Below are 21,678 nucleotides of genomic sequence, written 5' to 3'. Positions count from 1 at the left end.
ATGTTCGATCTCGTCATCCGCAATGCCCGCTGCGCCAGCTCCAGCGACGTCTTCAACGCCGATATCGGCATCCGCGACGGCCGGATCGCCGCGCTCGGCGCCATCGGCGACAAGGCGCCGGAGATCATCGACGCGGCTGGCCGGCTGGTCACGCCGGGCGGCGTCGACAGCCATCTCCATATCGACCAGCGCAAGGGCCAGGGCCGGATCAATGCCGACGACTTCTATTCGGGAACGGTCTCGGCCGCCTGCGGCGGCACGACGACGGTCCTGCCCTTCGCCCCGCAGCATCGCGGCGAAGGGATCGCCTGGGCGGCGGCCGACTATCACGAGCGCGCGCGGAAGTCGGTCCTGGACTATAATTTCCACATCGTCGTCACCGACCCCTCCCATCCCGATTTCGACCGCGATCTCGCTCAGGCCGCAGCCGATGGCCTGCGCTCGCTGAAGATCTTCACGACCTATGCCGCCGTCGGGATCGCCGACCGCGACATCGTCACGGTCTTCGCCGCCGCCCGCCGGCACGGCTTCATGGTCATGGTCCATTGCGAGAACACCGACATCATCGACCATGTGACCCAGCAATTGCTGGCGCAGGGCCATGTCGCGCCGAAGTTCCATCTCGCCTCGCGCCCGACCATCGCCGAGGCCGAGGCCGTGTTCCGGATCTGCGCCTACGCCGAACTGTTCAACGTGCCGACCATGATCGTGCATGTCTCGACCGGCCGGTCGCTCGACGTGGTCGCGCTCTCCCGCGCGAAGGGCACCACGCTCTTCGTCGAGACCTGCACCCAGTACCTGACGCTCGACGGCAGCCTGCTCGACAAGCCCGGCCATGAAGGCGCCAAGGGCATCTTCAGTCCGCCCATCCGCGACGCCGCCAACCGCGCCGAGCTCTGGCGCGCGGTCGCCGACGGGCGCATCGACGTACTCTCCTCGGATCACTCGCCCTACAGGTTCGACGAGGTCGAGAAATTCCCGAACGGCTTCGGCGCGAGCTTCGACAAGATCGCCAGCGGCGTGCCCGGCGTCGAGATCCGCATGCCGCTGCTGTTCACGCAATGCGTCAAGGAAGGCCGGATCAGCCTGCCTGAATTCGTCCAGCTGACATCGACCAATGCCGCACGGATCTACGGGCTGGCACCGCGCAAGGGCGATCTCACCATCGGAGCCGACGCCGATCTGTGCATCTGGGACGAGAATTACGACCGCGTCATCGACAACGCGATGATGCATCACAACGTAGACTTCACTCCCTATGAAGGCCTGAAGGTCACCGCCTGGCCGGCGGTCACGCTGAGCCGTGGCGAGGTGATCAGCCGCTATCACGAGTTCTGCGGCACACGCGGGCGAGGCCGTTTCCTGCCGGCGACGGCGACCGCCCCTCATCAGGACCGGACCGATGCGGAAAAGGAGCTGGAAGCCTTCGGCCTCGCCTGGTGAGGCAGTCAGTGGCCCGTTGATTCCCCCCTCAAGCCGGGCTGAACAATTTCATCTGTCCAGCTCCGGCGATGGTGGCAAGACCGTCGTCGTCAGCGTCCGGCGCATCATGTCGCGCAGCGCATTGGCATTTCGGTAGCCGGCGGTCACTGCCGCTTGCCGCAAGGGGACGCCGTTTGCCTGGAGCGTCAGCGTATGGAGCATGCGTAACCGCCGCCGCCACTCCGCAAAGCTCAATCCGGTCTCGCCGCGAAAGCGGCGCGTGAAGGTGGAGCGGCTGACGCCGGCCTGCTCCGCCCAGCCATCCAGATCGTGGGCAAGCGCCGGCTTCTGGATCATGTCGCGAGCCAGTTTCCGCAAGGGCGGCGTCTGCGGCATCGGCAGCGCGATCTGGATCTCACTGGCTTCACGGATCTCGTCGACGATTAGCGCCGCAAGATGCCCGCCGCGGCCACCGAGATCGTAGAGCAAGGGCCCGCTCGCCAGGGCACGCAGCGAGACGTCGAGCAATTCCGAGACGGCGATCACGCGACAACTGCGCGGAACGGCATCGCCGAGCGCCTCGTCGGTGAAGAAAGCTGCCCGCATTTCGCAGCAGCCATAGGCCGCCAGCTCATGCGGCAGGTCGGCCGGCACGAGGAGCGCATAGCCCGACGGGACCGTCCAGGTGCCGATCTCCGTATGGAGCAGGAGCAGCCCGCCGGAGGCATGCAGCAGCTCAATGCGGCGATGGCTGTGCCAGCGTGTGCGGGCGCCGTTGAGAAACGACTGGTGCAGGACCGTGACCGGACGAGGCGTTTCCTCGCTCAACCACAATCTGTCGACGGTCTGCGGACCCGCTTGATCCGAACTCGGTGGTTTTTCCCGAACGCGCATGAGTGCGACCAAATTTGACCCGGACACGGTCAATTATGATCCACGTCCGTAGAAGGATCGCAGCTATAATTCAAGAGCAGTCGAGCTAGTTTATAATCAGTTCAAACTAGATCGACGCAAGGATATTCGTCAAGAAACATAGATTAAATTCAGATCCAGGGCCGACGACACGTATGCTATACACCACCGTATTCCGGCGCTTCACCGCGATACAAAGAAGCGTTCGCGCCTGTGCCCTGTCACAAATTTCACTGCCGGCGCTGTTCGTTGCGCTTGCTACGGGCGCCTCGGCCCAGCCGAGCGAGCCGGCGATCCGCCTCGACACCATCGAGGTGCAAGGCACCCGCGAGCAGGCCCTCGGCCCGGTCAATGGCTATGTCGCGACCCGCAGCGCCACCGGCAGCAAGACCGACACGCCGCTCATCGAAGTGCCGCAGACCGTCAACGTCGTCACGGCCGACCAGATCCGCGCGCAAGGGGCCCAGAGCGTGAGCGAGTCCTTGCGTTACACCGCAGGCGTTCGCGGCGAGACCTATGGAGCCGCCTCGCAATTCGACAGCTACACGCAGATCCGCGGCTTCAAGGGCGATCTCTTCCTCGACGGATTGCGCCTGCCCGACGGCGCGGCCACGGCCGATTGGACGACCTCGGTCGTCGAGCCCTATGGGCTGGAGCGCGTCGAGGTTCTCAAGGGCCCTTCCTCCGTGCTCTACGGCCAGAGCGGCCCGGGCGGCCTCGTCAACATGATCAGCAAGCGGCCTACCGCCACGCCGCTGCGCGAATTGCAACTCCAGACCGGCAGTTTCGGACGCCTTCAGGGGGCTTTCGACCTATCGGGGCCGGTCGACCCGCAAGGCACCTTCCTGTATCGCCTGACCGGGCTCGCGCGGAATTCCGGAACGCAGACCGACTTCGTCGACGACGACCGGCTCTTCATCGCACCCGCCTTCACCTGGCGCCCGACCGCCGACACCACGCTGACGGTGATGGGCCAGTACCTGCGCGAGCGCAACGGCAAGACCAGCTTCAATTACCTGCCGACCTCCGGCACGCTCCACCCCAATCCCGTCAATGGTCGCCTGCCCTGGAACCGCTATGCCGGCGAGCCGGGTTTCGACCGCTTCGAGCGCGACCAGGGCTCGATCGGCTATGCCTTCGAGCATCGCTTCAACGACAGCCTGATCTTCAGCCAGAACCTGCGCTACACCCAGAACGACGTCTATCTGCGGGCGCTCAACCGCAACGGCGAATTGCTGGCCGACAACCGCACGCTGAACCGCGCCGCCTTCCGCATCGACGCCGCGGCGCGCGCCTTCACGCTCGACAACCGGCTGGAGGCCAAATTCGGCACCGGCCCGCTGTCGCATACCGCGCTCATCGGCCTCGATTACCGCAACGAGATCAGCCAGTACGATGTCGGCCGCGGCCCGGCCCCCGCGATCCAGATCTTCAACCCGGTCTATGGCGCGTCCGTCGCCGATCCCGGCATCAACTTCCAGCGCAAGGATGCGGAACTGCGCCAGCTCGGCTTCTATGCACAGGACCAGATCAAGTTCGACCGCTGGATCGCGACCTTCTCCGGCCGCTACGACATCGCCGAGACCCGGACGCGCACGCAGACCCTGACGACCAATACGCTGACCCGCACCTCGACGACGGACCGCGCCTTCAGCGGCCGTGCCGGATTGAGCTACGTCTTCGACAACGGCATCGCACCCTATGTCAGCGTTTCCACGTCGTTCCAGCCGACGGCGGCGACCGACTTTTCCGGCGCGGCCTTCAAGCCGCTGACCTCCCGGCAATACGAGGCCGGCGTCAAATATCAGCCGGCATGGATGAATGCCTCCCTCACCGCCGCGGTGTTCGACATTCGCCAGGACAATACGCTGACGGGCGATCCGAACCCGGCACATCCCTTCGCGCAGGTGCAGCTCGGAGAGGTTTCCGTGCGCGGCTTCGACGTCGAGGCCAAGGCGCAGCTGACCGAAGGCCTCGGGCTGATCGCCTCCTATGCTTTCCTCGACCACGAGATCACCAAGAGCTCGATCGCAACCGATATCGGCAAGCGGCTGCCGGGCACACCGATGCATCAGGGCTCGCTCTGGGCCGACTATGCGATCCAGGGCGGCCCCTTTGCCGGCCTGTCGCTTGGCGGCGGCGTCAGGTTCGTCGGCAGCACCTACGACACCAACAACACCGTGCGCATCCCGTCCTATACGCTGGTCGACGCCACCATCGGTTACGATCTCGGCAAGCTGATGCCGGCCTTGAACGGCGCCAAGCTGTCGGTCGTCGCCAAGAACCTGTTCGACCGCTACTACGTCTCGCAATGCGGCAACGTCCCGGGCTGCACGTTGGGCTCGCGCCGCACGGTGCTGGCAACGCTGAGCTATCGCTGGTGAGGATCATGAACCGCGCGACCGGACTTGGGAGGCGCGGGGTCGCGCTGGTCGGCCTCGCCCTCTCGCTGCTGCTTGCTGCGCCGGCCGCGGCGAAGGACATCCGCGTCACCGATCTCGCCGGCCGCGAGGTGGTTCTCAAGGAGCCGGCGAAGCGGATCGTGCTCGGCGCCTGGGTCAGCCTTGATGCGCTGTCGCTGCTGCATCCCGATCCCGTCAGCCTGCTCGCAGGCTGGGCGGAGGGCGGCGCCAATGCGATCCAGCCTGCGATCCTGCGCGGCCGGTTTCCGGCGATCGAACGGGTTCCGGTCGTCGGCCGTGGCTCCTTCGAGGCCATCGGCATCGAAACGATCATCGCGCGCCAGCCGGATCTCGTCCTGCTCAGCCGTTTCGACGCCTATCGCTACGGCTCCGACGCCGCCCCGGGCATCGCAAAGCTGGAGGCGGCGGGCATCCAGGTCGCCATCGTGGATTTCTTCCTCGCCCCCCTGAAGAGCACGGAGCCGAGCCTGCGCATCCTCGGCAAGCTCATCGGGCGCGAGGCGCAGGCGGAAGCGTTCATCGCCTTCTATCGCGAGCATCTGGACCGTATCGCGACACGGCTGGCCAAGAATACGGCCGAGCGTCCTTCGGTTTTCCTGCATGCTTTCGCGGCAAGGCCCGAATGCTGCTTTTCCGCCGGCCCCGGCACGATCGACGGCTTCATTCGTCTGGCCGGGGGCGATAACATCGGCACGGAGAAGATTCCCGGCGCGGTCGGACAACTCAGCCTGGAGTTCGTCCTGACGCGCAATCCCAAGGTCTACGTCGCGACCACGACCTCCGACAATGCCGACGCCGAAGCCTTCGCGCTTGGCCCCGCCGTGTCGGCCGAGAAAGCCGCTCGCAGTTTCGCCAAACGCCTGGAAGCTCGCGACCTCGCGGCTCTGGATGCAGTCGCGCAGGGCCGCGCCCATGGCCTCTGGCACCTCTTCGTCCATACGCCCGCGCATGTCGTTGCAATCGAGGCCCTGGCAAAATGGCAGCACCCAGGACTCTTCGCCGATATCGACCTGGACGCCACGCTGCGCGAGATCAACAGCCGGTTCCTGGCAGCACCGCTGGAGGGAACATTCTGGATCTCCGCCGGAGACCATGCCCCTCGGCGGTGAGCCATCGCGGCGAGCGGATGGACTCCGTTCCAGCCTTCGCGTCAGGTACACTGATCGACCGTCGCTGGCAGCACATATCGATCAATCGGCTCGCTCATGCCACTATAGGTCGACCGATCAGGTGCGACCGCAAAGCGGAGTGGATTGTGACCGAGCGATTTGAACGGCATCGCCAACCCTGGACAGCTGAGGAACTCCAGAAGCTGAGGTTGCTGGCCGGAAAGGGCATGGCCCTGAAGGCGATCGCGAGAGCGATGACACGCAGCGAAGAGTCCATCAAGGACCGCGCAAAACGCGACGGAATCGGGATCGCGAAACTCCGCTAGACCGCTTCAGGGCGCCCGACCGCGGGGAGCCATGGCCTCAGGTCGGCCCTGCCTGACGCCGCTTCCATTCGGCATAGAGATCGGGCCCGCCTTCGAGGCGAACCGGACTATAGGCGATCTTCATCGACTGCTCGGCGAAGGGCTTTGCCAGATCGGCATAGACCGCCGCGCTCGACAGGCCATAGGGCGCGCCGTCATCGTTGGAATAGGCATAGTAGACCTCGCTGACGCCGGAGATCCGCATCGCCGCCATGCACATCGGGCAAGGATGGCCGCTGGCATAGACCACGCAGCCGGCGAGGCTCGGCGAAGCCAGCTTGCGGCTCGCCGCGCGCAAGGCGGTCAGCTCGGCATGGGCGGTCGGGTCGTTGGTCGCGACGATCTCGTTGACGCCGGTCGCGATCACCTCGCCCTCCCGGACGATCACGGCCCCGAAGGGCCGGCCGCCCTTGTCCATATTGGACCGCGCAAGTTCGATCGCCTCGCAGAGAAACCTCTGTGCCTGATTCATGATCGCACCCTTCAGTTCAACGCCCCCCGGCCGCGAGCAGGATCTGCTGCATCCCGGTCTGACCGCGGCTGCGGGCGTGCTGGAGCGGGGTCACGCCGTCGCGGTCGGCCAGGTTCACATTCGCACCGGCCGCAAGCAGGTCCTTGACGATCTGCTGGTGCCTGTCGCCGCCATCGCTCAGGATGATCGCCTCCAAAAGCCCGGTCCAGCCGAGATTGTTGATGTGATCGACCGCAACGCCGGCCGCGATCAGGGTGCGGACCGTCTCGACATGGCCACGCTCGCAGGCCGGGATCAGCGCCGTGCCGCCATAGCGATTGGTACTCTTCAGGTCCGCGCCATGCTCCAGCGTCAGCTTGAGGATGGCGAGGTGGCCGCGCGCGCCGGCATAGAGATAGGGGCTGTCGTTCATCCCGTCCTTGGCGTTGACATCGGCGCCGGCCTCGATCAGGGCACGGGCGGCGTCGACGCGGTTCTCATGGGTCGCGATCAGCAAGGCTGTCCGGCCGCGCGCGTCGCGTGAGTCGATGACTGCGCCCTCGACGAGCAGCCGCTTGATCGTGGCGACATCATCCCTGGCCGCAGCGGCGTGCAATCTGGTTTCGGTCATGACTTGTCCGGATACTGTCTGCGGGCCGAAGGCCAGCAGGAGAACAACAAAGGCCAGGATCGGCGAAAATCGGGGCAATTCCGTCTCCCTGGACTGCGACCGACGCCGTTCCGGTAGACCCGACCCGACGCGCTTCGACGGGAAAGATAGCCGGAGACATCGGACATGGCACCTGGGCTCATGGCCGCCGGGCCGGAACCAGGATCGCGCCGGAAGCTGCGATCACCAAAGCGAGGCCGAACCAATCGGTCGGCGTCGGCCGCTCGGCAAGCAGCAGCACCGAACCGAGCACGCCGACCGCCGGCACCATCAGCGTGCCCAAGCTCGCGATCCCAGCCGGCAGGCGCGCCACCACCGTGAACCAGAGGAAATAGGCCAGTGCCTGCGCGCCGATGATGTGGAAACTCAACGCCGTCAGCACGCGCGACGAGAGCAGCTTCGGCACGGGCAGGCCCTCGAAGACGAGCATGCCGATGCCGGCGACGAGCCCGCCGATCAATAATTGCCAGGCGGCGATCGTCAGCGCCGGAGCGGAGACCGGCCAGCGCTTGGTCACGATCGTGCCGAGCGCCCAGCTCACCGCCGCGAGTAGCGCCAGCATCAAGCCGAAGGAAAGCTGCCCGGCGAGGATCAGTGGCAGGCCGAGGCAGATGAGCCCGGCGATGCCGAGCGCGAGCCCGGCGAGGCGCCTGCCGTCGAAGGCCTCACCCAGCGCGAAGCGGGCGAGCAGCGTCGCCCAGATCGGCATGGTGAAGGTCAGGATCGCGGCGCGCGAGGTCGGCGCGGCGAGCTGCGCGAAGGCGAGCAGCACGTTGAAAGCCGCGATCGACAGGAAGCCGGCAACGACCAACCGCAACCACTGCGCGCGCGGCACCGCGAGCGGGACGCCGCGCGTGAGAGCGACCGCGACAAGGACGAGGCCGGCGAAGCTCATCCCGGCGGCGCGCAAGGTCCAGGGCGCGATCTCGGTCAGCGATATCCGCACCGCCGGCCAGTTGAAACCCCAGAGCAGCCCAAGCAGCGGGACAAGCAGCAACGCCCTGCCCGGCTTGCCCTCGCTCACCCCTCGATGCTTTCGAGCCCGCACCACTCGGCCACGAAAAGCGCCATGGCTCCGGTGATGCGCTTCACCGAAGCGAGGCTGACGCGCTCGTCGAAGGCGTGGATGTTCTCGCCCATCGGGCCGTAGCAGAGCGCGGGGATCTTGTCGTAGAGCGCGTGGACGCGGGTATCGAGATAGGCCGCCGTCATGAAGCTCTTCAAGGGCTTGCCGAGTGCTGCCTCATGGGCGCGTGCGAGCACGGCCTCGGCTTCGCTGCCGGGCTCCAGCACATAGCCCTCGGCCCAGAAGCCGTTGAAGGTGACCTTCGGCGGATTGTTCGCGAGGAAGGAATCGGCGCGCGCAGCCTCGCGGATACAGTCCTCGATGCGCTGCGCCGTCTCCTTGGCGGTAACGCCGGGATAGAGTCCAACGCGGCAGTCGACCCGGCACCAGCACGGCACGGAAGAGGCCCAGTCGCCGCCTTCGATCTTGCCGATATTCAGGTTGATCGGATGCGGGTCATTCTCGAAATGCTCGCGACCGGCCTTCTCGAGATTGAACTGCTCCTCGAGCTTGCGCAGCGCCCCGACAACCCGGTAGGCGGCATCGATCGCGTTGGCGCCAGTGCCCATCTCGCGGACATGGGCGGGGATGCCGCGCACCTCGAACTGGAACCAGAGCACGCCGGCATTGGCGCGAGCCAGCATCTCGTATTCCGGCTCGGGGATCAGCGCGGCCTCGGCGCGGTAACCGCGCAAATGCGTCATCAGCGCGCCATTCCCTGTCGATTCCTCCTCGACGACGGATTCGACATAGACCGTCGCCGCCGGCTGCATGCCGATACGGCGCAGCGCATCCAGGCAGAAGAGATTGGCGGCGGAGCCAGCCTTCATGTCGGCGCTGCCGCGGCCATACATCCAGTCGCCCTCGATAACGGGGTCGAAGGGAGCATGTTTCCATTGATCGGCAGGGCCGGCCGGGACGACGTCGACATGCGCCTGCAGGATCAGCGAGCGGCCCTTCTCCTCGCGGGGGCGATGGATGCCGACGACGATCGGAGCTTCCGAATGCGTCTCGGAGAAGGGAGCACCGCCGGGATGGGCCGCGATCGCCTCCTTATCCATGGCAAAGCGATCCATGGTGAAGCCGCGCTGCTTCATCGCCCGGAAGATGAAGTCCTGGACCGTATGCTCCTGCCCGCGGGTCGAGGCGAAGCGGACGAGTTCCTGCGTATAGGCGACCTGCTCGTCGAAGCCCGCCTCGACGGCAGCGAGGATTTTTTCGCGCAAGGCGGGATCGAGAGGCATGGGGCAGATCTCCTTAGGCCGAATCCGTCATGCTCGGCCTTGTGCCGAGCATCCACGCCTTACGACATGGATGAAGGGAAAGACGTGGATGGCGGGACAAGCCCGACCATGACGCGGAGCGCTGCCCCATTAGTGCCCGAAGCGCCCGCCGCCCGGCACCGCCGCCAGCAGTTGCCGCGTATACGCGTGCTGCGGGTCGGCGAAGATCGCGGCTGTCGGCCCGCTCTCGACGATGCGCCCGCGTTGCATCACCGCGATGCGGTCGCAGATCTGCGCGGCGACGCGCAAATCATGCGTGACGAAGAGGATGGCGAGGCCGAGCCGGCTCTGGATGTCCTTGATCAGCTTGAGGATCTGGGCCTGCACAGAAACGTCGAGCGCCGAGACCGCCTCGTCCGCCACCAGCACGTCCGGTTCGAGCGCCAACGCCCTTGCGATGCCGACGCGCTGGCGCTGGCCGCCGGAGAATTCATGCGGGTAGCGGTCAATGGCGTTGGCGGAGAGGCCGACGAGCTCCAGCAATTGCTTCGCCCGCGCCAAGGCCTCCTTGCGCGGAGTGCCGTGGGCGACGGGGCCGTCCGAGATGATGCGGCCGACGGTCTGGCGCGGATTGAGCGAGGCGAACGGGTCCTGGAAGACCATCTGGATGCGCTTGCGCTGGCGGCGCAGTTCGGCGGGTTTCAGTTCGGAAAGGACGAGATCGCCGAGCGCGATGCGGCCCCGGTCCGGCTCGATCAGGCGCAGGCAGCAGCGCCCGACGGTCGACTTGCCCGAGCCGGATTCGCCGACGAGGCCGAGCGTCTCGCCACGGACGAGCGCGAAGGAGATATCGTCAGCCGCCTTGACCTCGCGCGCGACGCCGAAAAGCGAACGCTTGCGATAGGTCTTGCCGAGCCCTTCTACGCTGATCACCGGCGCGGTGTCCGGCAGCGGCGGCAGCACGGCGGGGGTCAGCGACGGCACGGCGGCGAGCAGCTTCTGGGTATAGGGATGGGTGGAAGAGCCGAGCACCTGATCGGCCGTGCCCTCCTCGACCAGCACGCCCTTCTCCAGCACGGCGATGCGGTCGGCGATCTCGGCGACCACGCCCATGTCATGGGTGATGAAGAGCACGGCCGTGCCGTGGCGGTGGCGCAGGTTGTCGATCAGCTTGAGGATCTGCGCCTGCGTGGTGACGTCGAGCGCAGTGGTCGGCTCGTCGGCGATCAGGAGCTTGGGTTCGAGCGCGAGTGCCATCGCGATCATCACACGCTGGCGCTGGCCGCCGGAGAGCTCGTGCGGATAGGCCTTGGCGAGGCGGGGCGGATCGGGCAGCCCGACCTCGGTCAGGAGCTCGATGGCGCGGGCCCGGCGCGTCGCCTTGTCGTGCAGGCCATGGGCCTCGAAGGTCTCGACGATCTGGTCGGAAATGCGCATGACCGGGTTCAGCGAGGTCATCGGCTCCTGGAAGATCATGCCGACCTCGCGACCGCGCACCTCCTGCATCGCCTGTTCGTCGAGGGCGAGGATGTCGCGGCCGGCGAGTTTGATATGGCCGGCGACCGGCTTCACCGCCTTGGGCAGCAGGCCCATCACGGCATGGGCGATCATCGACTTGCCGGAGCCGGATTCGCCGACGACGCAGAGCGTCTCGCCGGGCTGGATGGTCAACGTGACATTCTCGACAGCATGGGCACGGTCGGCCATCGCGGGCAGCGCCAGCGTCAGGCCTTCGATGGAGAGCACGGGAGCGGTCATTCGCGCCCCCTGGCCAGACGCGGGTTCAAGGCATCGTTCAGCCCCTCGCCGGCGAGGTTGAGCGCGAGCACCGTCAGGAAGATCGCGAAGCCGGGGAAGAACGAGATCCACCAGGCGTCGAGCAGGCGCGTGCGGCCGGCGCCGACCATATAGCCCCAGCTCATCAGGTTGGGGTCGCCCAGCCCGAGGAAGGAGAGCGAGGATTCGAGCAGGATCGCCGAGCCGATCATCAGCGAGCCCATGACGATGATCGGCGCGATGGTGTTGGGCAGGACCTGGCTGAAGATGATCCGCGGCGTCGACTGGCCGATGGTGACGGCCGCCTGGACATATTCGCGACTTCGCAGTGAGAGCACCTCCCCGCGCACCAGCCGCGCCACCGGTGGCCAACTGACCACGCCGATCGCGAGCACGATCGAGCCGAGCTGCGGCTGCAGGATCGCGACCAGCACGATGGCAAGCGCGAAGGAGGGAATGGTCTGGAAGAATTCGGTGAAGCGCATCAGCGCGTCATCGACGAAGCCGCCGGCATAGCCGGCGACGGCACCGAGCGGCACGCCGATCACCAGCGCGACCAGGGTCGAGACCACCCCGATCATCAGCGAGACGCGGGCGCCATGGACGAGGCCGGAGGCGAGGTTGCGGCCGAGCGTGTCGGTGCCGAGCGGGAAGCGCTCCATGGTGAAGGGCGCGAGGAAGGGCCGAGCCACGGGACGCCAGGGCGATTGCGGATAGAGCGTCGGCGCCAGGATCGCGAAGGCGATGACGGCAAGCAGGATAACGATGCCGATGACCGCGCCGCGATTGCGGATGAAGCGCTTGAGGAAGTTCATGCGTGCGCCTCGATGCGCGGATCGACGATCCGGTAGACCAGATCGGTCGCGATGTTGAAGCAGACGACCATCGCCGAGGAGACGAAGAAGACGCCGAGCAGGACGGAATAGTCGCGCTGGACCAGCGCATCGAACATCAGGCGCCCGATGCCCGGCCAGGCGAAGACGGTTTCGGTCAGGACCGCGCCGCCGACGAGCTGGCCTGCCTGCAATCCCGCCAGCGTCACCACCGGCAGGATGGCGTTGCGGGCGACGTGCCGCCGCCAAACGCGGGATTGCGAGACGCCCTTGGCGCGCGCCGTCTTGACGAAATCGGCGCCAGCCACCTCCAGCATCGAGGCGCGCATCATCCGGGCATAGAGCGCGGTGAAGAACAGGCCGAGCGTCAGCGCAGGCAGGACGAGATGCTGGCCGATATCGAGCGCGCGGGCGAGACCGGTATAGTTCGCGCCGATGGTCTCGTAGCCGACATTGGGCACGAGTCCGAGCTTCAGCGCGAAGACGATCTGGCTCATCAGCGCGACCCAGAACAATGGCGTGGCATAGAACATCAGCGCCAGCGTGGTGATCAGGCTGTCCGACCATTTGCCGGCCCGGCGCGCGGCGAGCGCGCCCATCGCCGTGCCGACGACGAGCGAGACGAGGAAGGCCGCGCCGGTCAAAAGCAGCGTCGCCGGCAGGCGCTCCATGATCAGGCTCAGCACCGGCTGCTGCTGGCGATAGCTGAAGCCGAGATCGAAGGTGAGATAGCCCTTCAGGTAGATCCAGAGCTGGGTCAGGAAGGGCTGGTCGAGACCGAAGCGGGCGCGCAATTGTTCGAGGAGCTGCGCGTCCGCAGCGCCGGCCTCGCCGGCAAGCACCTGCGCGGGGTCGCCGGGTGCCGCCCGGATCAGCAGGAAATTCAGGATCGCGATCGCGAAGAGGACGATGATCCCCTTCACGAGCCGGCCGGCGAGGAATTGCGCGAGGTTCATTCAGGACTTTCGTGAAGCTGTCATCCCACGCGCGCCGCGGCGCGAAGTGCCGCTGCGCAGACGCGGGACCGTCATCAGGATAGGGCGGCCTTATGGGCTAACCCCGATACGATCCCGGATCGCCGCTTCGCGGCGCCCGGGATGACGCGCCCCTCGGAGCTGACCTTACTCCTTCCAGGCGTCGCGGAAGCCGTCGTCGACGCCGATGCCGGTGGTGACGAGGTTCTTGACGTTGCAGCGATAGATGGTCGGGAAATCCATCTCCAGCAGCCAGAGCACCGGCAATTCATCGGCCAAGATCTTCTGGATCTTGGTGTAGAGGTCCTGGCGCTCCTTGTCGGTCGGCGCGATCGCCGCGTCGGCGAAGAGCTTGTCGACTTCCGGATTGGAATAGCCACCGACATTGGCGAAGGGATTGCCTTTGGCAATGTTGGAGGAAATGTAGGAGCGGGCCACGCCCATGGCGGGATCGCCGAGCTGGTAGAGGAAGTTGAAGTTCAGGTCGAAATCCCAGTTCGACGCCTTCTGTGTCCAGCCGGGCACGTCGGTATTCTCGATCTGGATCTTGACGCCGACATCCTCGAAATTCTGCTTGATCGCCTCGGACCAGCGGCTCCAGGTCTCACCATAGGGCAGGTTGAGCAGCTTGATCGTCTCGCCCTTGTAGCCGGAGGCCTTGATCAGCTCCTTCGCCTTGGCAGGGTCATAGGTGTATTTCGGCACGTCGGCCGAATAGAACTTGGTCTTGGACGAGATCGGCCCGGTCGGCAGCTTGCCGAGGCCGCCCCAGACCACGTCCTTTCCGAACTCGCGATCGATCGCGTACATCAGCCCCTGGCGGAACTGCTTGTTGCCGAGGATGCCGTTGCGGACGTTGGGCGTGATCCAGGCATGGGGGGCGAACATCTCCCAGCCCTTGGTGGTCATGCAGGTATTGGGCAGCTTCGACAGCCGTGCAACGTCGTAGACATCGACCGAGCCGCCGGTCAGCACATCGACCTTGCCCGTCTCGTAGGCAACGGCGCGGGCGGCTGCATCGGGAATGATCTGCCAGTAGATCTCGTCGAGGTTCGGCTTGCCCTTCAGCCAGTAGTCCTCGTTCTTGACGAGGTGGATATAGGAACCCTTCTTCCACTCCTTGAGCTTGAAGGGGCCGGTGCCGATCGGCGTGTTGTTGGCGGGGTTGGCGCGATAATCCGTGCCGTCATAGATGTGCTTGGGGATCATCGGCGCGGAGGCGACCTCCTGCGTGATGATCAGCGGGCCGAAGGGCTGCTTCAGTACGATCTTCACGGTGAGATCGTCGACCTTCTCGATCTTCTCGACCTGGGCGTTGACGATCGGGCGCCAGCGCGGATGGACCTCGCGCAGGAACTTGTCGAGGGTGAAGACGACGTCATCGGCCGTGAACGGCTTGCCGTCATGCCATTTCACGTTTTCCTGGAGCTTGAAGGTATAGGTCTTCGCGTCCGGGGAGATCTCCCAGCTCTTGGCGAGCGAGGGCTGCGGCTCGAGCTTCTCGTTATAGCGCAGCAGCGACTCGTAGATGTTGCCGGCAACCATGTTGGTCGGGCCGTTCTGGTTGAGGCCCTGCATCAGCATGGGCGGCTCGGGCTGGACGACGACATGGACCGTCCCGCCCTTCTTCGGCTCCTGCGCGGTTGCCGCACCCAGCGCGAGAACCGACGCCGCCAGCGCCAGACCGAATCTCAAACCCCTAGCCTTCGCCGTCATCTGCTCGTTCCCCTGTCTCGTATCGAGATCATATCGTTTGAATCGGATCCGTTAGGATCGTCCGGCGCCATCGCACCCGATCACGCGTCTCTTGGCAAGCGCCGCGCCAACTGCCCGGACGCGTCAGCGCGCCATGCCCGCCAGCGCATCGCGCATCGAGGTGCTGGGAATGCCGAACAGGCCGCCGTAATGCGTCTCGAGATCGGTGATCACGAACATCACCGTCGAGATCGAGACAATACCGATCGCCAGCACGATCGCGGCGAGGCGCTTGCGCGGAATCTGCAAGCCGAAGCTCAGGAAGACCAGCATCAGCCAGAAGGTCATGACGCTGGTGAACAGCGGCGAGACGGGGCCACGCACATCCTCGATCACCGCCCAGCGCCGTTGCTGCACGCGCTGATAGGTGGCTCGACACTCTGCCGCGAGGTTGGCGCGAAGCGCATCGGCAGGGTTCAGGCCGTTGATCGCCCGGCCGATACGGCCGATCAGGGCGCCGAGCGCGGGATCGGCGCCTTCGCGCGCCATGGCAGCGGTGTCGGGATAGGAGACGCCCGCGGGCTTGGGCTCGTCTGGCCAGGTACTTGCGATCACACCCGCCGTATAGCCGCGCAGGTCGAGCCGGATCGGATCTGCCTCGGCCCCGTAGCTGCGCAGGCATTCATCGAACTGGGCGAGCCCAGCCGCATCGGCATTGCGATCGCGATAGGCCGTATCGAAGGCCGCCTTGACGCTGGAAAGCTGCAGACTGAGCACGAGGGCGGCGAAGGTCACGAGCAGGCTCGTCACCAGCCGGATCGCCTCCATCGTGCGTTCGGAGAGATGCTCCTCCGACAGCCAGCCCCGCAGCTTGACGCCGAAGATGGCGCTCCCGCTGAGCAATGCGCAGAAAATGAAGGCTGCCAGCGTCTCGGCCATGGTCGCGATCGCTCCGGACGGATGCGGTCCTTGCGCATACCGGCCCAGATGGGCGTGCGACCGCAGGTCCTGTCAACAGAGGCGACGAATTCCTCGCCATCGAACCCGCGTGCTCAGCGGAGCTCCTCGACATAGGTCGCGACGAAGCGGACGAGTTCGCTCTGCCGGGCCGTGCCGGTCTTGGCGAACAGGCGCTGGAGATGGGTCCGGGCGGTGGTCGGGGCGATGCCCAGCCGCTTGGCGGCAATGATCGTGTCGAGCCCCTCGACCATCAGGACGAGCATGCGCTCCTCGGTCGGCGTCAGGCCGCAGGCCTCGCTGACACGGGCGATGTTGCGATCCATCGCGCTTTCGGGATCGTCCACCGTCAGGACGAACAATTCGATGCTCGTCAGATGGACCGCGTCGATCGCGATCTGGCGGCCGTTGCGCAGCACCAGCGGCAACCGCATCTCGCCGGCCGCACTGCCAGTGCGGCAACGCTTCAGCCAGAGCTGCAACCGCGCCATGAAATCCTTGTCGCTGGCGGTGAAGCGGTCGATGCCCCCCAGGCCGTCGCGGGTCAGCGCTGCCGCGCCGCAGTTGCCGAAGCGCTGGTTCAGCTCGGCATCGATGACGAAAACCGGCCTGGAAGTCCGCCCGAAGGCGTCGGGGTCGACATGAGCGCGTGCGTGGAACGGGCTGTAGCTCGTCCTGGCGGCAATCGAGACGTGAAGCGACATCGCAATATCCATCCCTGCAATCGACGGGTCGCCGCACCCTGCTGCCGGAGAACCGAAACCCGGCCGGATGCAGCTCCGTTCTCTTTGGTCGCGGCGAGGCGCGAGCAGGTTCAATGCTCCTCTCGATTTTGGACTGTTATTGGATATCGCCTTCAGGCGCCCGCGGCAGGCTCCCCCACCGCCCGCGTCAGGCGGTCAGCGTCAGCTTGTAGGTATAGGTATCGCCCCGGAACAGACCTTCGACATATTCCAGCATGTCACCGTCGGCGCCGTAGCTGCGCCGTTTGATCAGCAGGCAGGGCACGGGAGCATCGAAGCCGAAGATGGCGCGTTCCTCGGCCGTCGGCGCCGCCGCCTCGATGGTCTGGTCGCAGCGCGTCAGGGGCAGGCCGAGTTCGGCGAGCCGGGCATAGACCGAGCCGGAGAGATCGCTCTCCGCCAGGTCCGGCGCCCGCTCCAGATTATACCAGGCGACCTCGCGCGACATCGGGATGCCGTCGCCGGAGCGAATGCGGACCAGCTTGAGGAAGCGCGCATGCGAGGAACGGCCGAAGATCGAGGCGATCGAGCGGTCGTTGACCACGGAGCGCTCGACGATGCGGGAGGACGGCACACGGCCGAGCTCCTGCATCTCCTGGGTGAAGCCCTTGAGCCGGTCCATGCCGGAATGCAGGCGCGGTCCGGCCCCTTGCACGATCGAGCCCAGCCGCCCCTGCGCGCTCAGCAATTTTCGCTCGCGCAGGGCGTTGTAGGAGCGCTGCACGGTGGCGCGGCTGATGCTGAGCCGCTCGGCGAGCTGACGTTCAGCCGGCAGGGTCGTGCCCGGCGGCAGCGTGCCGTCGCCGATCAGCTGAGTCAGCTGGTCCTCGAGCTGCTGGTAAAGCGGCTTGGCGGTGTCGGTACGCAGTTCCAGCAGGTTCTGGAAGGGCGGTTTTGCAATCTGCTTAGGCACTGTCATCGATGGCATGAGCGTGACACAACCCGCGTAGCAGTTCGTGAATGGGAAAATCAAACCCTATGACCGGCAAACCTGTCTTCGTCCTGGGAAGCTTCGTCGTCTCCTGCTCGGCGAAAGTCGCCCGCTTCCCGCGCCCGGGGGAATCGCTCGCCGCCGAAACCGTGACGATCGAGCCGGGCGGCAAGGGGCTGAACCAGGCGATCATGGCCCGCCGTCTTGGCGCCGCGGTCGAGGGCCTGCTCGCCGTCGGGGACGACCTCGCCGCAGCTTTCGCGCCGCCGGCGCTCGAACGGGCCGGCCTGCCGCAATCGATGCTGGTCCGTCTCGACGGCGCGACGGGTAGCGGCATCGGCTTCACGGACGCCAGCGGCGAGACCTGCCTTGCCGTCGCCTCCGGCGCCAATCTCGCCCTCACGGCCGCGCATGTCCGGCAGCGGGCGCCGGCCATTGCCGCTGCGGCGCTGGTGACGGCCCAGTTCGAGATCGGCGATGCACCGATCGAGGCGGCCTTTACGCTGGCCCGGCAGGCAGGCATTCCGACCCTGCTCAACCCCTCGCCCTTCCGGCCGATTCCCGCCGCCATCCTGGCGCTGACCTCGATCCTGATCATCAACGAGACCGAAGCCCGCGGCCTCGCGGCCGCGCTTGGACGGGAGCAGGACGAGGCAACCGATCCGGATCGCTTCGCGAGGGAACTCGGGCCGGCGCTCCTGAAGCACGGCCCGCGTCTCGTCGTCCTGACCCGAGGTGCAGCCGGAGCCGTGGCCGTCACGGCGGATGCTCCCACCATCGTGCAGGCGGACTTCCCGGTCGAGGCGATCGATTCGCTCGGCGCCGGCGACGCCTTCGCCACGACGCTCGGGGTTCGGCTGGCGATGGGACTGGCCTTGCCCGAAGCCCTGCGCGACGCCGCGGCGGCGGGCGCCCTGACGACCACCCGTCACGGCGTCTTCGAGGCGTTGCCCACGGCCGACGCCATCGCGCTCATGAGCGGGAGGTGAAACGGCTTCCTCGCGACGAGAAAATTTGGATTGCTTTTGGACTTTTCCTGACCGACCCATCCTGCTATTTTGGGAAGCGTGCATCACGCATGCGCCTTCCTTGGCCAGCCGGGATTTCTCATGCCGCGCCTCGACGTCGATACCGTCATGTCCACGATCGACCGGCTGCTGGTCGGGGCGATGGACGAAGGACAGATGCAGGCCGCCGCGGAAGCGATGCGGCAACTCTTCAACGGCTCGAAAGCCTGCTTCGCCGGGATCGGCCCCCACCCCGACGACTGGGCATCCTATGCGACCGATCCCGACGAAGCGCTGCAGGAGCGTTGCACCGGCGAACTCGCGCCCGATTTCATCGAGATGGGCGGCACGCTGCGCGACATCCCGTACGGTGCGATCTACCGGGATCACGAGGTGTTCGGCGCGGAAGCCCTGCGCAGCTCCCGCGTCTGGCAGGAATGGATGCGCCCGCAGGACATGTTTGGCGGCCTGGCCTGCCGGCTTGCCGGGAATGGGCAGGCCTTCTGGCTCTTCGACGTGCAGCGCGGGCGACATCAGGAGGGTTTCGACGCCGAGGATGCCGCCCTGCTCGAAAAGCTCTATCCGGTGTTGCGGCGCGTGGTCGAACTGCGCCGCCATATCGGCCGGGTGACCATCCAGCGGGACGAAGCTCGCGGCGCTCTCGACCGGATCGCCATCGGCCTCGCGATCCTCGACCAGGACATGCGCATCACCTACGCCAATGAAGGCGCCGACGAGATCCTGGCCGACCCTGACGGCGCGCTCAAGCTGCGCCAGGGCCGCCTGTTCGCACGTCAGCCTGCCGACCAGCGCCAGCTCAGGCAATTGGTCGAAGGCGCCTTGCGGAGCGCACTGGACCCCCTCGCCCATCATCAGGCCAGCATGATTTTGCATGGCGAGGATGGTTCTCATTCGCTTTCGGCCTGCGCCATGCCAGCGCCCCCTTCGCCTGCCCAGGATCAAGCGGCCGGCCAGGTCCTGATCGCGCTGCGGCGCCTCGAGACGGCGACCAATCTCGTCGCCTGCGCACGCCAGCTCTTCGACCTCACCGATACCGAAGCCAAATTCGCCTCCGCGCTCGCGAGCGGATCATCCCTGACCGAAGCCGCCGAAGCCCAGGGTGTCCGGATTTCGACTGCACGCACGCATCTGGCGCGGATCTTCCAGAAGACGAATACCCGACAGCAAAGTCAGCTCGTTTCACTGCTGCGCAGCGCGGAACTCCCTCTTCGGCCGCGCTGAATCCTCGCCATCTGGGCTGATCTCAAGCAACATTCGCCGCGTCTACGGTTTGTTTTCCTAGCTTCCTCTCGGTCAGGCCATGAAAACGAACCTAGACGAGACGCCGCGGCCGTTTCGTCATCCAAATGACGGAGATTATCCGGCCGGCCGATGAAACCGGCCGCCCGTCATCGGCCTGGGCACGCCGGTGGTCGAAGGCAGGCTCAGCGGCAACCCCTTCACCGAGCGTATGGCGAAATAGGCGAAGATCTGCGCCTCCAGCGCATCGCCGTTCCAGCCGACCGCCTCCACCGGCTCGACCGGCACACCCAGCCGCTCGGCAAGCCGCATCATGAAATGCCGGTTGAGCCGACCGCCGCCGCCGACGAGCCAGCGCTGCGGCCGGCGTGGGACATGGCGCAGCGCCGCAACGAGGCTCTCGATGGTAAAGGCTGCCAGCGTCGCCGCGCCATCGGCATCCGAGAGCTGCTCGACAACCTGGGCACGCCGATGGAAATCATTGCGGTCGAGCGATTTCGGCGCAGGCCGGTCGAAGAAGGGATTGGCCATGAAGCCGGCAACGAGATCGTCATGCACGCGCCCGCTGGCCGCCAGCGCGCCATCAGCGTCATAGGGCCGGCCGAGCCGGCGCAGCACGAAATCGTCGAGGATCGCGCTTGCCGGACCGGTATCGAAGGCGACGACGGTATCGCCGTCGATATAGGTGACATTGCCGACGCCGCCAAGATTGAGGACCATCACCGGCTGCTCGAGGCCCTGCGCGAGGGCGCGATGATAGAGCGGGGCAAAGGGCGCGCCCTCCCCGCCGGCCGCGACATCGGCATCGCGGAACCGGTCGACCGTGGGGATGCCCAGCGCATCGGCCACCGCCTGACCGTCGATGAGCTGACGGGTGAAGCGCTGCTCCGGCCGGTGGTAGACCGTCTGGCCGTGCAGGCCGACGAGATCGATCGCGGCGAGAGCAAGCCCCTGATCGGCGATATAGGCCCGGACGGCGGCGAGATGGTCGGCGGTGACGGCGGCTTCGAGCTCCGCCAGCGGAGCGCGCCCGGCCCGCTCGGCATCGGCGATCACGGCCTGAAGCTCCCGGCGCGTGGCGTCGCGGTAGGGATAGGACGCGCCGGCGCCGAAGGAGACGGCGTCGTGCCCGTCGCTCGTCACCAGCGAGACGTCGATGGCATCCATCGACGTGCCGCTGATCACGCCGATCGCGGTCAGGCTCTCCTGCGACAGGTCGGCCTCAGGCCTCGCGCCGGACAAGGCTATTCGCCCGGCTGCGGCCCGTCATAGCCGCCGATGATCACGAGATCGGACTGGCCGGCGCTGCTCAGGTGCTTCACCGCTTCCTGGTATTCGGGCGAGGCGTAGCAAGCGCGGGCCGTCTCCTCGTCCTTGAACTCGATAACGACGTTGTGCTTGCGGCCCTCGCCGCGGGCGAGCTTGTATTCGCCGCCGCGAACCAGGAACTTCGCACCGTATTTGGCGAAGGCTACGGCATTGAGCGAACGGTACTTGGCGTAGGCCTCGGCGTTCTCGACGTCGACGCGCGCGATCCAATAGCCCTTGGCCACGGTCAGGCTCCCTCGACGGCGACGAGATCGATCTCGCCGGCACCTTCGCGCAGCTTGCGCGCCTCGGCATATTCAGGGGAGAAGAGGTAGGCCCGCGCCGATGCGAAATCCTTGAACTCGATGATGATGTTGCGGGCGCGGCCTTCGCCTTCGCCCACCGTCATCTGGCCGCCACGCACGATCGGCGTGCCGCCGTAGATCTTCATGACCTCGGAGGCCTTGGCGGCATAGCCCGCCCATTTGGTCGCGTCGGAGACCTTGGCGCGGCCGATGACATATCCCTTGGGCATGGTGCTATCCGTTGGCTG

The 21,678-nt window shown here is 66.2% G+C and carries 20 protein-coding genes; 5 read left to right on the top strand and 15 right to left on the bottom strand.

What is annotated here, in order from left to right; genetic code table 11:
- On the top strand, positions 1 to 1,443 hold the full coding sequence (hydA, locus tag FHT98_RS17775) for a dihydropyrimidinase (RefSeq protein WP_142114788.1): 1,443 nt from the start codon (positions 1 to 3) through the stop codon (positions 1,441 to 1,443).
- A gap of 48 nt (positions 1,444 to 1,491) precedes the next feature.
- On the opposite strand, the gene FHT98_RS17770 is transcribed toward hydA, so the two are convergent.
- A complete protein-coding gene (locus FHT98_RS17770) occupies positions 1,492 to 2,343 on the bottom strand; it encodes an AraC family transcriptional regulator (RefSeq protein ID WP_248309336.1) in 852 nt (283 codons plus the stop codon).
- Between the two features lie 146 nt (positions 2,344 to 2,489).
- Between FHT98_RS17770 and FHT98_RS17765 the strand changes: the two genes are divergently transcribed.
- Entirely contained in the window at positions 2,490 to 4,718 is a 2,229-nt protein-coding gene (locus tag FHT98_RS17765) for a TonB-dependent siderophore receptor (RefSeq protein WP_142114787.1), read from the top strand.
- 5 nt (positions 4,719 to 4,723) lie between these two features.
- A complete protein-coding gene (locus FHT98_RS17760) occupies positions 4,724 to 5,866 on the top strand; it encodes an ABC transporter substrate-binding protein (RefSeq protein WP_185745204.1) in 1,143 nt (380 codons plus the stop codon).
- A gap of 363 nt (positions 5,867 to 6,229) precedes the next feature.
- Here FHT98_RS17760 and FHT98_RS17750 read toward each other — a convergent pair whose 3' ends face one another.
- From FHT98_RS17750 to FHT98_RS17700, 11 genes are all read right to left on the bottom strand, one after another.
- Positions 6,230 to 6,703 (bottom strand): nucleoside deaminase, encoded by a 474-nt coding sequence (locus tag FHT98_RS17750; RefSeq protein WP_091856079.1) that lies wholly within the window; start codon positions 6,701 to 6,703, stop codon positions 6,230 to 6,232.
- Positions 6,704 to 6,719: 16 nt separating this feature from the next.
- Entirely contained in the window at positions 6,720 to 7,313 is a 594-nt protein-coding gene (locus tag FHT98_RS17745) for an ankyrin repeat domain-containing protein (RefSeq protein WP_142114785.1), read from the bottom strand.
- A 178-nt stretch (positions 7,314 to 7,491) separates the two neighbouring features.
- The gene (locus tag FHT98_RS17740; protein WP_185745203.1) at positions 7,492 to 8,376 is read right to left on the bottom strand and encodes a DMT family transporter; all 885 of its coding nucleotides are present in this window, start codon (positions 8,374 to 8,376) and stop codon (positions 7,492 to 7,494) included.
- Positions 8,373 to 9,662, bottom strand: a complete 1,290-nt coding sequence (locus tag FHT98_RS17735) for an ArgE/DapE family deacylase (protein WP_142114783.1) — start codon at positions 9,660 to 9,662, stop codon at positions 8,373 to 8,375. Before FHT98_RS17735 ends, FHT98_RS17740 begins: the two co-directional genes overlap by 4 nt.
- Before the next feature lie 129 nt (positions 9,663 to 9,791).
- Complete coding sequence (locus tag FHT98_RS17730; protein ID WP_142114782.1) at positions 9,792 to 11,399, bottom strand: ABC transporter ATP-binding protein; 1,608 nt, start codon at positions 11,397 to 11,399, stop codon at positions 9,792 to 9,794.
- Positions 11,396 to 12,232, bottom strand: a complete 837-nt coding sequence (locus FHT98_RS17725; RefSeq protein WP_061965351.1) for an ABC transporter permease — start codon at positions 12,230 to 12,232, stop codon at positions 11,396 to 11,398. Before FHT98_RS17725 ends, FHT98_RS17730 begins: the two co-directional genes overlap by 4 nt.
- Positions 12,229 to 13,206: an ABC transporter permease gene (locus tag FHT98_RS17720; RefSeq protein WP_061965353.1), complete on the bottom strand. Its 978-nt coding sequence runs from the start codon at positions 13,204 to 13,206 to the stop codon at positions 12,229 to 12,231. The genes FHT98_RS17725 and FHT98_RS17720 overlap by 4 nt, the downstream gene beginning before the upstream one ends.
- Before the next feature lie 165 nt (positions 13,207 to 13,371).
- Positions 13,372 to 14,940 (bottom strand): ABC transporter substrate-binding protein, encoded by a 1,569-nt coding sequence (locus FHT98_RS17715; RefSeq protein WP_142114781.1) that lies wholly within the window; start codon positions 14,938 to 14,940, stop codon positions 13,372 to 13,374.
- Between the two features lie 123 nt (positions 14,941 to 15,063).
- Positions 15,064 to 15,858, bottom strand: coding sequence for a bestrophin-like domain (locus FHT98_RS17710; protein WP_061965356.1), 795 nt, complete (start codon positions 15,856 to 15,858; stop codon positions 15,064 to 15,066).
- A gap of 113 nt (positions 15,859 to 15,971) precedes the next feature.
- Positions 15,972 to 16,580 carry a helix-turn-helix transcriptional regulator gene (locus FHT98_RS17705; RefSeq protein WP_185745202.1) on the bottom strand — a complete coding sequence of 203 codons (609 nt, stop codon included), beginning with the start codon at positions 16,578 to 16,580 and terminating at the stop codon, positions 15,972 to 15,974.
- Positions 16,581 to 16,767: 187 nt separating this feature from the next.
- Positions 16,768 to 17,538, bottom strand: coding sequence for a GntR family transcriptional regulator (locus FHT98_RS17700; RefSeq protein WP_248309245.1), 771 nt, complete (start codon positions 17,536 to 17,538; stop codon positions 16,768 to 16,770).
- Between the two features lie 59 nt (positions 17,539 to 17,597).
- Between FHT98_RS17700 and FHT98_RS17695 the strand changes: the two genes are divergently transcribed.
- A complete protein-coding gene (locus FHT98_RS17695) occupies positions 17,598 to 18,539 on the top strand; it encodes a PfkB family carbohydrate kinase (protein WP_244492715.1) in 942 nt (313 codons plus the stop codon).
- 120 nt (positions 18,540 to 18,659) lie between these two features.
- On the top strand, positions 18,660 to 19,799 hold the full coding sequence (locus FHT98_RS17690; RefSeq protein WP_113587680.1) for a helix-turn-helix transcriptional regulator: 1,140 nt from the start codon (positions 18,660 to 18,662) through the stop codon (positions 19,797 to 19,799).
- A 135-nt stretch (positions 19,800 to 19,934) separates the two neighbouring features.
- Here FHT98_RS17690 and FHT98_RS17685 read toward each other — a convergent pair whose 3' ends face one another.
- The 3 genes from FHT98_RS17685 to FHT98_RS17675 are packed head-to-tail and all read right to left on the bottom strand — an operon-like array spanning position 19,935 to position 21,660.
- The gene (locus FHT98_RS17685; protein WP_282568652.1) at positions 19,935 to 21,059 is read right to left on the bottom strand and encodes an anhydro-N-acetylmuramic acid kinase; all 1,125 of its coding nucleotides are present in this window, start codon (positions 21,057 to 21,059) and stop codon (positions 19,935 to 19,937) included.
- 2 nt (positions 21,060 to 21,061) lie between these two features.
- Positions 21,062 to 21,370: a DUF1330 domain-containing protein gene (locus FHT98_RS17680; protein ID WP_061965366.1), complete on the bottom strand. Its 309-nt coding sequence runs from the start codon at positions 21,368 to 21,370 to the stop codon at positions 21,062 to 21,064.
- Between the two features lie 2 nt (positions 21,371 to 21,372).
- The gene (locus FHT98_RS17675) at positions 21,373 to 21,660 is read right to left on the bottom strand and encodes a DUF1330 domain-containing protein (protein WP_061965368.1); all 288 of its coding nucleotides are present in this window, start codon (positions 21,658 to 21,660) and stop codon (positions 21,373 to 21,375) included.
- Positions 21,661 to 21,678: the final 18 nt, after the last annotated feature.

It is taken from the genome of Allobosea sp. AK1 (assembly GCF_006714945.1).
Lineage (GTDB): Bacteria > Pseudomonadota > Alphaproteobacteria > Rhizobiales > Beijerinckiaceae > Allobosea > Allobosea robiniae.
The sequence above is the reverse complement of the archived record's forward strand: the minus strand, read 5'-3'. Positions and strand labels throughout refer to the sequence as shown.